At 74.1% G+C, this 13,406-nt stretch carries 9 protein-coding genes and 1 riboswitch; of the genes, 5 read left to right on the top strand and 4 right to left on the bottom strand.

The features are described 5' to 3' along the window. On the bottom strand, window positions 1-1,128 hold the full coding sequence (locus CK485_RS25735; RefSeq protein ID WP_109454425.1) for a HoxN/HupN/NixA family nickel/cobalt transporter: 1,128 nt from the start codon (window positions 1,126-1,128) through the stop codon (window positions 1-3). Between the two features lie 32 nt (window positions 1,129-1,160). Beyond that, a riboswitch (cobalamin riboswitch) is annotated at window positions 1,161-1,374 on the bottom strand. A 345-nt stretch (window positions 1,375-1,719) separates the two neighbouring features. On the opposite strand from CK485_RS25735, the gene CK485_RS25740 reads away from it, so the two are divergent. Next, window positions 1,720-2,436, top strand: a complete 717-nt coding sequence (locus tag CK485_RS25740; RefSeq protein ID WP_241968617.1) for a (2Fe-2S)-binding protein — start codon at window positions 1,720-1,722, stop codon at window positions 2,434-2,436. Between the two features lie 41 nt (window positions 2,437-2,477). Here the strand turns inward: CK485_RS25740 and CK485_RS25745 are convergent, their stop codons facing one another. Then, window positions 2,478-3,035 carry an XRE family transcriptional regulator gene (locus CK485_RS25745; protein ID WP_109454206.1) on the bottom strand — a complete coding sequence of 186 codons (558 nt, stop codon included), beginning with the start codon at window positions 3,033-3,035 and terminating at the stop codon, window positions 2,478-2,480. 77 nt (window positions 3,036-3,112) lie between these two features. On the opposite strand from CK485_RS25745, the gene CK485_RS25750 reads away from it, so the two are divergent. After that, window positions 3,113-4,780: a bifunctional NAD(P)/FAD-dependent oxidoreductase/class I SAM-dependent methyltransferase gene (locus CK485_RS25750; RefSeq protein WP_109454207.1), complete on the top strand. Its 1,668-nt coding sequence runs from the start codon at window positions 3,113-3,115 to the stop codon at window positions 4,778-4,780. A 164-nt stretch (window positions 4,781-4,944) separates the two neighbouring features. On the opposite strand, the gene CK485_RS25755 is transcribed toward CK485_RS25750, so the two are convergent. Beyond that, entirely contained in the window at window positions 4,945-7,914 is a 2,970-nt protein-coding gene (locus CK485_RS25755; RefSeq protein WP_241968578.1) for an AAA family ATPase, read from the bottom strand. 183 nt (window positions 7,915-8,097) lie between these two features. On the opposite strand from CK485_RS25755, the gene CK485_RS25760 reads away from it, so the two are divergent. The 3 genes from CK485_RS25760 to CK485_RS25770 all read left to right on the top strand — a co-directional run bounded on the left by CK485_RS25760 (window position 8,098) and on the right by CK485_RS25770 (window position 11,792). Beyond that, a complete protein-coding gene (locus CK485_RS25760) occupies window positions 8,098-8,787 on the top strand; it encodes a response regulator transcription factor (RefSeq protein ID WP_109454209.1) in 690 nt (229 codons plus the stop codon). 231 nt (window positions 8,788-9,018) lie between these two features. After that, on the top strand, window positions 9,019-9,693 hold the full coding sequence (locus CK485_RS25765; protein WP_109454210.1) for a DUF4255 domain-containing protein: 675 nt from the start codon (window positions 9,019-9,021) through the stop codon (window positions 9,691-9,693). 122 nt (window positions 9,694-9,815) lie between these two features. Further along, the gene (locus tag CK485_RS25770) at window positions 9,816-11,792 is read left to right on the top strand and encodes an ATP-binding protein (RefSeq protein ID WP_241968618.1); all 1,977 of its coding nucleotides are present in this window, start codon (window positions 9,816-9,818) and stop codon (window positions 11,790-11,792) included. A gap of 40 nt (window positions 11,793-11,832) precedes the next feature. Here CK485_RS25770 and CK485_RS25775 read toward each other — a convergent pair whose 3' ends face one another. After that, on the bottom strand, window positions 11,833-13,233 hold the full coding sequence (locus CK485_RS25775) for an RICIN domain-containing protein (RefSeq protein ID WP_109454212.1): 1,401 nt from the start codon (window positions 13,231-13,233) through the stop codon (window positions 11,833-11,835). Window positions 13,234-13,406 lie beyond the last annotated feature (173 nt).

A 13,406-nucleotide genomic window follows, 5' to 3' on the forward strand; every position in this document is an offset into this window, starting at 1 on the left:
TCAGCCCGCTTCCGTCGCTTTCGCCTTGGCGCCCCAGCGGTGTTCGACCCTGGCGATGCGCCAGTAGGCGAGGGCGCAGGCCCACACCACGACGAAGAGGCCGACGATGACGTATCCGACGTTGTTGAGGTCGATGCCGGAGATCCAGTTCGTGAGGCCGTCCTTGAGGCCCACGTCGTCGTGGAGCACGCCGACGAGTTCGATGGTGCCGATCACGAACGCGACGGCGATGGACAGGCCGGTGATGGTGAGGTTGTAGTAGACCTTGCGCACCGGGTTGGCGAACGCCCAGTGGTAGGCGAAGTTCATGAACGTGCCGTCGAGCGTGTCGAACAGGCTCATGCCCGCCGCGAACAGCAGGGGCAGGCACAAGATCGCGTACCACGGCAGCCCCGCCGCGGCGCCCGAGCCGGCCATCACCATCAGGGCGACCTCGGTGGCGGTGTCGAAGCTGAGGCCGAACAGGACGCCGACCGGGTACATCTGGCCGGGACGGCGGATGGACCTGGTCAGACGGCCCAGAATGCGGTTCATGAAGCCGCGGCTGTCGAGGTGCTTCTCCAGCTCGTGCTCGTCGAAGTTCCCGGCGCGCATGGCCTTGAAGACGCGGTAGATGCCGGCGAGGGCGACGAGGTTGAGCGCGGCGATCAGGTAGAGGAAGGTGCCCGACACCGTCGTGCCGATCACGCCGAGGGTGACGTGGGCCGAGGAGTTCTCGTCGACCAGGGTCCCGGCGACCCTGGCGCCGGCGGCGATGAGCCCGGCCATGGCGACGACGATGGTGGAGTGTCCGATGGCGAACCAGAATCCCACGGATATCGGACGCTTTCCGTCGGCCATCAGCTTGCGGGTGGTGTTGTCGATGGCGGCGATGTGGTCGGCGTCGAAGGCGTGCCGCATGCCGAGGGTGTACGCGGTCACGCCGAGCCCGACGCCGAACACCTGCTTGCCCATGGTGTAGTGGTGCGGCGCGACCATCATCACCAGGATCGTGAAGGCCAGGACGTGGAGGGCGGCGATGACCGCCAGCAGGACACCGGTGCGTATCCAGTCGGCCCGGCCGAAGCGCTGGGGGACCGTGGTCGCGGGCGTGTCCGGGGACGCGGACGTGTTTTCGGGCAGGGTCATGTCGGGCAGCCTCTCCAGCACCTCGTGGACAGTTCGTCGTGCGGTGCCGTGGCCGGTCTCCTGGCTGACAGGTCGAACGCCGCCGCGTCGGCCTTCCCGGCCGCCGAGGCGCCCAGTGGCTTGCGGTTCCGCTCCGGTCCGGGGTCCGGCCGATGCGGAGTGACGCGGTGACTTCCTGATCACAGTGGCGAGGGCCGCTCCGGCATCACACCGGTCTTCCCGAACACCACGGCCCGGCAAGACTAGGTGCGCGGTCCAGCGACTGACAACCCGCCCCCAGGTGCAAGCCCTTGGCAATGAATTCCTGGTCGCGCTTCGCGGAGCCGTTCAGAGCGTGGTGAGCGGGCCGGGGGACGCATCGGGGGGCCACCCGTTCACGTGACGCGGCGCGAGGACGTCGAGGAAGCCGAAGCCCGCTGCGTTAAGCTGCACGATTCCGTGACCGGCGCATGAGGGCGGCGCACGGGAGTGGAGGACGAAGTGCGCGCAGAGTGTGAGGACTTGGGCCCGGGGCGACACCGGTCGCAGGACCGGACCGGCGCGGGCCCGGAGAGCGATGACCGTGTGGGCCCGGGCACGGGCCGGGGCTTGGTGACGCCGGAGCAGGCCGCGCGGGTCGCCGTTCTCGGGCCGTTCTTCGCTTTCGGTGTCCATCCGGCGCGGTCCGCCGCGCCGGATGCGTGGCGCGTCCTGGCCGATCTCTTCGAGTCCGGGTCCGGTGTGTTCGCCGAACGGGTCGCCGCGGTGCGCGCGTTCCTCGCCGCGGGCGGCCGGCGTGCTCCAAAGGAGGTTGAGGAGAGGGTCGCCGCGTCGGTGACGCACCTCGGACTGGTCTCCCGGCTGCTGTCACCCGTGCTCGGGTGCGCCGCGGTGCTCGGCCGGGTCCCCGCGCTCGATCCGGAACGGGTGCGCTGGCGGTCCGAGTTGGGCGGCGCCTTTCCGCTGTCACTGCCCGAGGACGCGCTCGGCTCGGGTGAGGACGTGCCGCTGTCCACGGTCGTCGACGGGGTGCTGCGGCCACTGGAGGCGGCTGCGCTGCCGCTGTCCGTCTCCCCGCACATCCTGCGCGGCAACGCCGCCTCCGCCCTCGACGGCGCCGCCCGCGCCGCCGCCCACTCCGGCTCGCCGGACGCGGGCCGGGTGCGGGCTGCGGCCTCCGAGCTGCTGGACGACCCGTACCTGGCGGGCGCCTTCAGCGGCGAGGGCCGGGCGTTCCGGCGCCGCAGTTGCTGCCTGATCTACCGGGCCGCCCCCGACGGCGCCGGCGGGCTGTGCGGCGACTGCGCCCTCACGACCCGCCGCCACTGATCGTCCTTCGGCAGGCACCCCACGGGGTGACCGGTGCCGGATCACTGGTGCACGTGGGCGCGCTGGCCGTCGCGGTCGAAGACCATGATCAACTCGGCCGGGCCGTCCAGGGCGGTGATCGCGTGCGGGACCATCGTCGCGAACTCCGCCGCCTCACCCGCGTCGACGTCGATCTGCCGCTCGCCCAGCCACAGCCGCACGCGCCCCTCCAGCACGAGGAACCAGTCGTGGCCCGGGTGGACCCGTTGGCTGGGCGGCGCGTCGGACGGCTCGAGGCGCATCTTCACCGCGACCGTGCGGCCGTCCGGACGGCTCAGCGGCCACGTGGTCCGCGTGCCGCTGCTGTGGGCGACCGGACGGATGACCACGTCGTCGTCGGTGGGCACCTCCAGGAGCAGGTCCAGGCTCATCTGGAGGGCGTTGGCCAGCGGTACGAGCACGTCGAGGCTGAGCGTGCGCTTGCCCGTCTCGACGCGGCTGATGGTCGACGGGCTGAGATTGGTGCGCCCGGCCAGTTCGTCCAGGGAGTACCCCAGGGTGGTGCGCATGCTGCGCAGGCGCGACCGCGCCAGGGCCTCGATGTCGGTCACTCCGTTCATGCAACCCATGGTGGCCCCGCCTTGCGGATTGTGCAAGCCGCCTTGCTGATTACGCCAGGAGCGGTACCGTCGGATTCATGAGCGAGCACCCCACCAAGAGCCGGCACTCGGCCCCTGCCGAACATGCCGAACATGCCGAACATGTGGAGCACACCAGCCACAGCCACTACCCCACCCTGGAACGCCACTGCGACGTCGCCGTGATCGGCGGCTCGGCCGCCGGTCTCGCCGCCGCCCTGCAACTCTCCCGCCAGCGCCGTGGCGTCGTCGTGGTCGACGACGGCACCCCCCGCAACGCCCCGGCCGCGCACATGCACGGCTACCTGGGGCACGAGGGGGCCGCGCCCGGCGATCTGACGAAGATCGGGCGCGAGGAGGTACGCACGTACGGCGGGGAGGTGCTCTCCGGCCGAGTCGTGGGGGTGCACCCTCGCGACGACGGCCGGTTCCGGCTCGACCTCACCGGTGGGCACACCCTGGTCGCCCGCCGCGTCCTCGTCGCGACCGGCCTGTCCGACGAACTCCCCTCGATCGACGGCATCGCCGAGCAGTGGGGGCGCGGCGTGATCAACTGCCCGTTCTGCCACGGCTTCGAGGTGCGCGACCAGCGCCTGGTCCAGATCGTCACCCACCCCCTGGGCCTCCACCCGACCCCGCTGTTCCGCCACCTGACCGACCGGCTGACCGTCGTGCTGCACGATTCGGCCGGGCTCGACGGAGGAGTCGTCGAAGCACTCGCCGCCTCCGGCGTCACCGTCGAGCGCGGTGAGGCCGGCCGGGTCCTCACCGGACCGGACGGCGAGGTTTCCGGTGTCGAACTCGCCGACGGACGCGTGCTCGAGGCCGACGCCGTCGTGGTCGGCCCGCGGTTCCGGGCTCGCGCGGAGGCGCTGGCCGGGGCCGGGCTCACCGCCACCCCGCACCCGAGCGGCGCCGGCGACGTCCTCGCGGTCGACCCGCGCGGCGAGACCGCCGTACCGGGGATCTACGCGGCCGGCAACGTCACCGACCCGAGCCTGCAGGTGCTGCCGTCGGCCGCCCAGGGCAGCCAGGTCGGCGCCATGATCGCCTTCAGCCTCGCCGAGGAGGACCTGCGCGCCGCCGCCCGGCGGTCGGGCGAGGAGGCCGACTGGGACCACCGCTACGCGGGCCCCGACCGGGCGTGGAGCGGCAACCCCAACGGCACACTCGTCCGCGAGGTCACCGCCCTGGCCCCGGGCCGGGCGCTCGACGTCGGCACCGGCGAGGGCGCCGACGCCCTCTGGCTGGCCGAACACGGCTGGAAGGTGACGGCCACCGACATCTCAGGCAACGCGCTCGCCCGGGTGCGCGCCGAGGCCGAACGCCGCGGGCTCACCGTCGACCTCGTACGCGGCGACGCCAACGATCCCGCGCCCTTCGGTACCGAGACCTTCGACCTGGTCTCCCTGCAGTACGGCTCGTTCAAACGCACGCCCGACCAGCGCGGGCTGCGCAGCCTGCTCGCCGCCGTCGCCCCCGGCGGCACGCTCCTGGTCGTGCACCACGACGTCACCCCCCTGCGCGAGCCGGTGGACGTGGCGGCCCAGACCCGGATGTACGACCCGGAGGCGTTCATCGGGATCGACGAGATCGCCGCCGCGCTCACGGCGGACCCCGGCACCTGGCACGTCGAGACCCACGAGACCCGCGAGCGGCCCCCCGGCGCGGCCAGCACCCACCACGTCAGCGACGTCGTCCTGCGCGCGACCCGGCGAGCGCTCTGACCGCACCACCCGCGGCAGCGGGCTGAGGCCGGCAGGCCGAGGCCCGCCGCCAGGACGACCGGGTCAGCCGCCTCACCCGCGCAGGGAGTCCGTCCGGGACGAGCCGTTCGACCACGGGGTCCGGCCGGCCGGGGCTCGCGCGGACCGAGGACCGCCCCGCCCGGTCATCCTGGGCCGCGCCGGTCCGAGGACGCCTCACGTGCGGGCCGTGGCCCGTCGAGGGCCGACGCCAGTTCCGTCCTGCGGCGGATGCCCAACTTGCGGTAGACGCTGGTGAGATGGGTCTCCACGGTACGCCTCGCCAGGTGCAGCAGATCGCAGATCTCGGCGTTCGTGCGGCCCTCGGCGGCGAGATCGGCGATCCGGCGCTCGCTCGCGGTGAGCGCCGCAGACCCGGTACGTGCCGTCTCCGCCCTGCGCGCGCCGCTCTCCCGCAGCGCGTGTTCCGCCGCGGTACGCATCCGTACCGAGCCCAGCACCTCGGCGCGTTCCGCCGCCTCCCGCAAGGTGTCGCGGGCCCGCGAGCGCTGGCCCGCCGCGATCAGCTGCCTGCCGCGCGCGATCAACGCGGGAACCAGTTCCATGTCGATCGAGGTGTCCCGCAGCAGCTCGACGGCCTGCTCGGTCAGCTCCAGACCGCGCCGTCCGCCGGTCGCCATCCCCAGTACCCGCAGCGCCCGGCCCGTCACCCGCGGGGTGCCCCACACCGCGGCGAGCCGGGCCTCCTCCTCGGCCAGGACGAGGGCCTCCCGCCGCCTGCCGAGCGCCAGTTGGCACTCCGCCGCGGCGGACCGCCACGGGGTGACGACCGGGCTGACGACGTCCCGCGCGGACTGCCTGCGCCCGCTCTCCAGGAAGTGGTGGAGCGCGCCCGCCGGATCACCGTAGGCGGCACGCAGCACGCCCCGCGCGTACAGGAAGCGGTTCAGCTCCCAGGAGTCGGGGGCGTCCGGCAGCCGCACGCCGTCGGCGAGGGCCAGGGCCTGGTCGAGGCGGCCTGTCTCCACCAACGCCACGACGGCGTGCGCCTGTTCGTTGACCGACCTGGCGCGACGGGCGGCCCCCGTTCCGCTGGGAGGCGGCCCGGGGTCGGCCAGCAGTTCCGCGTACGCGCCGCGGGCGGCGGCGATGTCGGTACGGGTGTGGAGCAGATTGGTGTGCATCGGGTGCAGCAGCGACCCGCGCTGCCCGGCCAGGCCGCGCCGCACCAGCCACTCGGCCTCCTCCAGCTCGTCCGCCCACTGCGCCACGGCGGCCGCGGTGCCCAGCAGGAACGGTTCCGTCAGCGCGTCGGCCGGTTCCTCCAGCAGCGCCCTGATCCCGCGCATCGCGGCGTCCGCCGAAGTCAGCCCCGCGGTCGCCTCGTATCGGATGAGCAGAGCCCGCCCGGCCGCGCCGACCAGCCCGGGCGAGTGCTCCGCGGTCGAGCGCAGCCAGCGGTACACCTCGCTGCGGACCTGCTGGTCGTGTTCCGACAGGAACGCCGACGCGGTCCGGGTCATCCGGGTCAGGCCCGGGTGGTCCGGCAGCTGCTCGTCGAGGTCGCGCAGCACGTCGACCGCCGCCCGCGCCTGGCCGCGTTCGGCCAGCGCGGTGCCCAGCGCCAGTGCCGCGCGCAACCGGTCGCCGGGACCGCCCGGCAGCCGCGCCGCCTCCGACAGCCGGGGGATCCCGGCCGACGACCGGCCGGTGGCGTACTCCAGCGACCCCAGTTCGGTGAGGACCGACGCCCGCCGCTGCGGGGGCAGCGGCTCGTCCAGCGCCCGCCGCAGGAACGCCATCGCGGCCTCGGGGCGCCCGCCCCCGATCGCCTGGGCCGCGGCGTCGAGCAACGCGCCGGCGGCCCACTCCTCGCCCACCGCACCGGTCCGCAGCAGGTGGCCGGCCACCGTCTCGGCGGGCTCGCCCCTGCCGAGCAGCGCCTCGGCCGCGACCCGGTGCGCGGCCTGCCGCCCCTCGCTCGACCAGCCGCTGAGCACCGCGTCCCGCAGCAGCGGATGGGCATAGCGCGGCCGCCCCTCGCGGTCACGCCGCAGCAGGCCGAGGCGGGCCATCGCGGTCAGCCAGCCCGCCACCCGCGCCGGGTCGGCCCCCGCCATCGCGGCGACCAACTCGGCGTACTCCTCGGCGCGTTCGTACGGCGCCGTGGCCGCGACGCCGCCCGGGCCCTGGAGGTCCACCACCGCCAGCGCTCGGGCGACATCGGCGGTCGTGCGGCCCGCGCTCTCCAGCCACCACGAGACCGCGGCAGGGAAGGCACCCGATTCCAGCGCGGCGCAACTGTCCGGCAGCGGAGCCGGAACCGCCCCGTCCTGTGCGCGCGCGGGCAGGTCGTCCAGCAGGGCACGCAGCAGCAGCGGGTTGCCCGCGCCCGCGCGCACGCAGTCGGCCACCCACTCCTGCCCGCCCGCGACACCCGGCGCGACACCGGACGCGGCACGCACCAGCCCCGCCGCCGAGGCGGCACCGAGCGGGCCGAGGGTGAGCGTGCGCACGAGCGCCGGCGACAGCCCGTGGGCCAGCCCCGCCGACGGCGGATCGATGTCGTACTGCCCGCGCTCGGTCACCACCAGCAGTACCGGTAACCGGTCGAGGAGAAGCGCGGTCTCGGCCAGCCAGCGGTGCGACGGCCGGTCCGCGAGGTGCGCGTCGTCGACGGCCAGCAGCATCGGCCCCCGGGCCGCGCACGAGCGCAGAGCCCTCCACAGGCGTTCACCGACGACCCGGTCGTACGAGGACGCGCGTCCGGCCGTACAGGAATCAGTGGGATCGAGGGCAGAGTTGAGCAACTTCAGTACGGAGCCGAAGGGTGTGCTGGCATCCTGCGGTGAGCACCGGGCCCGCAGGACGAGCATGCCGCGCGCCGCCGCGTCCTCGGTGACGGCTTCCAGCACCGCCGTGCGCCCGGTGCCGGTGGCCCCGCGCAGGAGCACCAGGCGACCGGAGCCCGCCCTGGCGCGAGCGGCCTCGGTGGCGACCAGCGCCAGCGCCTCCTGACGCTCCCGCAGCCGGCCGTGGTCGGCCGAGGCAGCCGCCCAGGGCAGCCCGGGTGCCCGGGAGGCCCCCGGCGCGTCCGGCGACCACGGCGTCTCGGGGATCCGGGACATCCGGGGTGTGCGCAGTATCCGGGACATCACAGGCCCTCCCGCCGTGGAGTCTCGTGGCCGATCTCGTGGTACCTGCTGTGACCTTCCACGATGGCCACGGCACGCGGGATCCCGCAGGCTGGAGGCCGGACAGCGGCCACCGGCTCCGTGGGGGCGGCGAACAGAACAACAGGGGGAGCGGTCTTGCGCGGTTCACTCGCGGCCCCGGTCATGACCCGGACCAAGGACACCGGCCCGCACGCGGTCACGAGCGCGGGCGCGGCGGCCGGGGCACCCGACGGACGAATACCGGTGGTGGTGCACGCCCCCGACCCGCTCTCCCAGGCCGGGGTCCTCAGCCACCTGAGGCAGCATCCGCTGATCGACCTGGTCACCGAGGAGGGCGCCGGGCCGGGGGCGGTCGCGGTGCTGCTGGCCTGGACGCTGGAGGAGAGCACGCTCGCGCTGCTGCGCAGGCTCGTGCGCAGCGAGGGCGCCCGGGTCGTGCTCGTGGTCAGCCGTATCCGCGAGGCGGAACTGCTCGAAGTCGTCGAGTGCGGTGCCGTGGCCATCGTCTGGCGCCACGAGGCCACCGCCCACCGGCTGGCGACGGCGGTGCGCGCGGCGTTCCGCGGCGACGGTGACCTGCCGGCCGACCTGCTCGGCCGCCTCATCCAGCAAGTGGGCGCACTCCAGCGCAGCGTGGCCAACCGGGCCGGACCTCCCTCGTCGGGACTGACGCCGCGCGAGGCGGACGTGCTGCGGCTGGTGGCCGAGGGCCTGGACACCGGGGAGATCGCCAGCAAACTTTCCTACTCCGAACGCACCGTCAAGAACGTCATGCACGGCCTCACCACGCGCCTGCATCTTCGTAACCGGGCCCATGCCGTGGCCTATGCCCTCAGGGAAGGTTACATCTGACCTGCTGGGCAGCACCGAGAGTCCTTTCGGACAGCCTTCCGTGCCCTGTCGTGGGTCCCGGCGAGCATGCCGGGGCGACGACCGGACTGGAAGGATCGGAAGGGGAGTGCCATCGGCCGCCGCGCGAGCGGCGATCCGGTGCGCGGGCCGACGTCCCGCGGGGCGAACACGTTGGCAGAACGAGCACATACGCCGCCAGCGGCGGTTCACGGTACGGCGGGAGCGGCGAGGGTGATCCACGAGGTCGACGAGGTCCTCAAGAAGCTGCTCGGCGGCGGTGCCCTGGCCGGCTCCGACATAGACGTCTCCTTCGACGCGCCCACGCGCGACTGGGCCGCACGGCGCAACGGCCCGGCCCTCAACGCGTACCTGTACGACATACGGGAGGACGTGGCGCGACGGCAGCGCGGTTCCGTGCCGGTGCGTGACGACCGCGGAGTGGTGCTGCGCCGCCGGCAGCCACCGCGCTGGTTCAGCCTGTCCTACCTGGTGACGGCCTGGACCAAGCGGCCACAGGACGAACACCGTTTGCTGTCCGCGGTGTTGGCCACCCTCCTGCCCAAGGAGATCATTCCCGCCGACGAACTCCCCGGGTCACTGGGGGAGTTGGGCCTTTCCGTGCCGCTGACGGTCGCGGGATCGCGGACCGAGGCGCAGTCGCTCGCGGAGATCTGGTCGGCGCTCGGCGGAGAACTCAAGCCGTCCCTCGACCTGGTGGTGACCGCGCCGTTCCCGGCCTTCCCCGAGTACGACGCCGGTCCGCCGGTCACCGAGGGCGCGGGCGTGCGGGTGCGGGGTATCGACGGCTCGCTGGAGGGCTCGCCCGAGCGGCACCACCGCAGGCCGCTTCCCGTGCCGGACGCCGTGCGCGACGACACGACGGACGACGCGGCGGAGCAACGGTGAACGCGCCCACCACCGCCCGGCCGGACGCGGACACCCGGGCGCCGGGCACGGACACCGCAGCACCTGACGCCCGCGCGGCGCACTGCGGTGACGCCGACGCGCTCCTCGCCCGGCTCGGCCGCCTGCGTGAGCGCCTCACCCTGCTCGTCGAGCACCGCTGCGCCGACGACCCCACCGCCGGAGACCCGCTGCGCGGCCTGTACCTGTCCGAGGACGCGGTACGCCGCCTGCTGGCCGCCCCCACGACACCCGGCCCGGCCGCGACCGACGCGCCGGACCCCGGGACACGGCAGGGCGGTGACGCGCTCGACCGGCTCGCCGAACGCCTCGGGCTGACCGCACTGGACGCGGGTCTGCTGCTGATCGCCCTCGCACCGGACCTCGACCGCTCCTTCGAGCCGCTGTACGGCTACCTCAACGACGACGTCAGCCGCCGCCGGGCCACCGTCGGCCTCGCCCTCGACCTGCACGGGCTCCCGGCCCACCTGCCCTCCGTACGCGGACGCTTCCATCCGTCCGCGCCGCTGGTCGCACTCGGGCTGATGACGGTGGAGGACCAGGGACGGCCCTTCCTCAGCCGCTCCTTGGAGGTCCCCGACCGGGTCGTCGCCCACCTGCTCGGCGACGACACCCCGGACGCGGCGCTCGCCGGGCACGTCGGCCCGCTGACGGCGCCTGGCGAACGCGCCCCCCACGACGCCGAGTTCACCCGCAAGCTCGCCGACCGCCTGGCCGCGGGGCCACTCACCGCCTACCTGCGCGAGCAGCGCGAGGGCGACGCGGCGGCTTGCGCGGCGGCGGCCCTGCGGGACTGCGGCCTATCGGCGCTGCACCTGGTGCCCGAAGCCGCGCCCGCGCCCGGCACGCGGGACGCCGGGGTGCGCGAGCCGGTCGCCGCACTGCTGCGCGAGGCACGGCTGCGCGGCTGCGCCATCGTCGTGTCACCGGTGCCCGACGAACCCGGCCCCCTGCTGCGCGCGCTCACCACCGACGACGTCACCGTGCTGTTCGCCGGGTCCCGCCCCTACGACCCGCAGTGGTGCGACCGCGATCCGCTCGTGCTGGACGCGCCCCGGCCGGGGGCCACCGGCGCGGTGGACGCCTGGTCGGCCGCGCTCGGGCCGGACGCGGACGACCCCGCGCTTGACCTGGCCGCCACCGTCAGCGCGTACCGCCTCGGCGGCGAACGGATCGGCCGGGCGGTGCACGCGGCCCGCAAGCTCGCCTCCTTCGACGGCACCGGACTGACCGCCGCCCACCTGCGGCTGGTCGCCCGCCAGCAGTCCGCCTCCGGGCTGGAGCGGCACGCGCGGCGCATCCGCCCGGCCGTCGGCTGGGACGACCTCGTCCTGCCCGCCGGGCCGCTGGCGCAACTGCGGGAACTGGCGCTGCGCGCCCGCCACCGCGAACGCGTCCTCGGCGACTGGCGGTTGTCCGCGGGCGGCGGCCGGGGCCGGGGCGTGCTGGGACTGTTCGCGGGCGAGTCGGGCACCGGCAAGACGCTGTCGGCGGAGGTGGTCGCCGCGGAACTCGGACTCGACCTGTACGTCGTGCAGTTGTCGTCCGTCGTGGACAAGTACGTGGGCGAGACGGAGAAGAACCTGGAGCGCCTGTTCACCGAGGCGGACCGCACCGACGCCGTCCTGCTCTTCGACGAGGCCGACGCGGTGTTCGGCAAGCGCTCCGAGGTCAAGGACTCCCACGACCGCTACGCCAACATGGAGAGCGCCTACCTGCTCCAGCGGCTGGAGTCCTTCGACGGGATCGCGCTGCTCACCACCAACCTGCGCGCCAACATCGACGAGGCGTTCACCCGGCGCCTCGACCTCGTGATCGACTTCCCGTTCCCCGACGCGGAACAGCGCCTCGCCCTGTGGCGCACCGGCCTCGCCCACGTCCCGTGCGCCGACGGCATCGATCCCGAACCGGTCGCCCGCGACTTCGAGTTGGCCGGCGGATCGATCCGCAGCGCCGTGGTCACCGCCGCGTACGCCGCCGCCGGGCGCGGTGAGCCGGTGACCACCGCCGACCTGCTGACCGGCGCCCGGCGCGAGTACCGCAAGGCCGGGCGCCTGGTGCCGGGCGAGGGCGGCTGGTAGCAGCCGCCCTCGCACCGCCGTCGCCATCAGGCGCCAGGTGTCAGGCGGAGCCGGGGACCAGACGCCAGCCCTGGTCGTCGTTGTCGCTGCAGTTGTAGATGGTCAGCGGCTGGCCGTTGGCCGCGTCCGAACCGTCGGAGGAGTGCCCCGACACGTCCAGGCACAGCTCGTTGCTCATGTAGTTGCGGATCCAGTACAAGCCGTTCGGCCGCTTCTCCAGGGACCACAGCTGGTTGTCCTGGATCGTCCGGGTGCACGAGTACTCGCTGACGTGGGTGGTGGCCTGGTCGGGACCGTTGCCCGGCAGGTCCATGCAGTACCCGTCCTTGACGTTCTCGATCTGGAACAGGTCGGTGCCGTTCGGCCCCTTGCCCGGGAAGACCACGTCGAGGTTCCACAACTGGTTGTCGGAGTCCGTCGGGTCGCAGGTGAACTGGTTGACCGGGCCCCCGATCGACCCCACCCCTTGACCGGGGAGGTCCGCGCACTTGCCGGTGGCGCCGTCCATCAGCAGGACGCGCTGGTTCTTCGGCTTGGGCTTCTTGTTCCCACCGCCCCCTCCCGGGGCCTGCGCACTCCCGCCCCCGCCATCGGGCGACTGCGAGGGGGAGGGGCTGGGCGGCGGCGCCAGGGACGGGGTCACCGACGGGCCCGGGAGCGCCGTGGCCGCCGCTTGCGCGACGCGCTCGGTGGCGAGGGTGTGCACCTGCGGCGGATGCGCGAACCAGAAGGCGGCGAAGGCGACGGCCAGCGCGACGACCATGCCCAGCGCGGTGGCCAGCCAGCGGGGCAGCACGCCGCGCTGGGTGTACATGCCCTCCACCGGGTGCGGCCGGGCCCCCGAGCGCTGCACGGCCAGGGTGTAGGGCCGCTGCTGCTTGGCGCCGAACCAGATGATCCGGTGCGGCCGCAGCGTCGTCTTCAGGAACGCCGCGCGCCCCGGGGCGATCTGCACACTGCCGGGACGGATGTCGTACGCGAGGTGGTCGCCGTTGTCGCTGCCGGTCACGGAGGCGGTCAGCGGGGTGTTGCCCAGGTTGTCGACGGCGAGCTTCGGGCGTCCGCGGAAGCGGCCCTTGACGGTCGGCGGGACGAGTTCGGCACGCAGCTCGGTGAACGGCGTGACGGTCAGGTTGCCCTCGGGCACCGTCGTCGCCTCGGGGTGCTCGGTCGGGGTGATGCGCACCGCGTACGGGTTGGGCCCCGCGGTCGCGTCCGGGGTGCGCGGCGGCGCGAACGTCAGCTCCACCGTCCCGGTGGTCCCGGGATAGAGCCGGATCGACGGGGGCGTCACGGTGGTCCACGGCGCCACCTCGCCCACCGGCTCGAAGCGGTACTCGTCGACGACGTCACCGGTGTTGCGCAGCCGCAGACGCACGGTCGTGCTGCCACCCGGATCGACGGTCGTGGACGCGGGCTCCAGGGAGGTCCACAGGCTCATACGGCGACGCTATGGGACGGGCGCCGCCGTGTCGCAGGACGTGGGGCAGGGTGCGCTGCCCGAACGTGCCCGGTGCGGTGTCCGCCGGGGCAGACCGCGCGCCCGCGTCCCCCGGCCGTGGTGCGCGGGGCCGGGCGCGGCTCCCGCCGGACCTCCCCGGACCGCTCGACTGC

It is taken from the genome of Streptomyces sp. ICBB 8177 (assembly GCF_003144095.1).
Classification (GTDB): domain Bacteria; phylum Actinomycetota; class Actinomycetes; order Streptomycetales; family Streptomycetaceae; genus Streptantibioticus_D.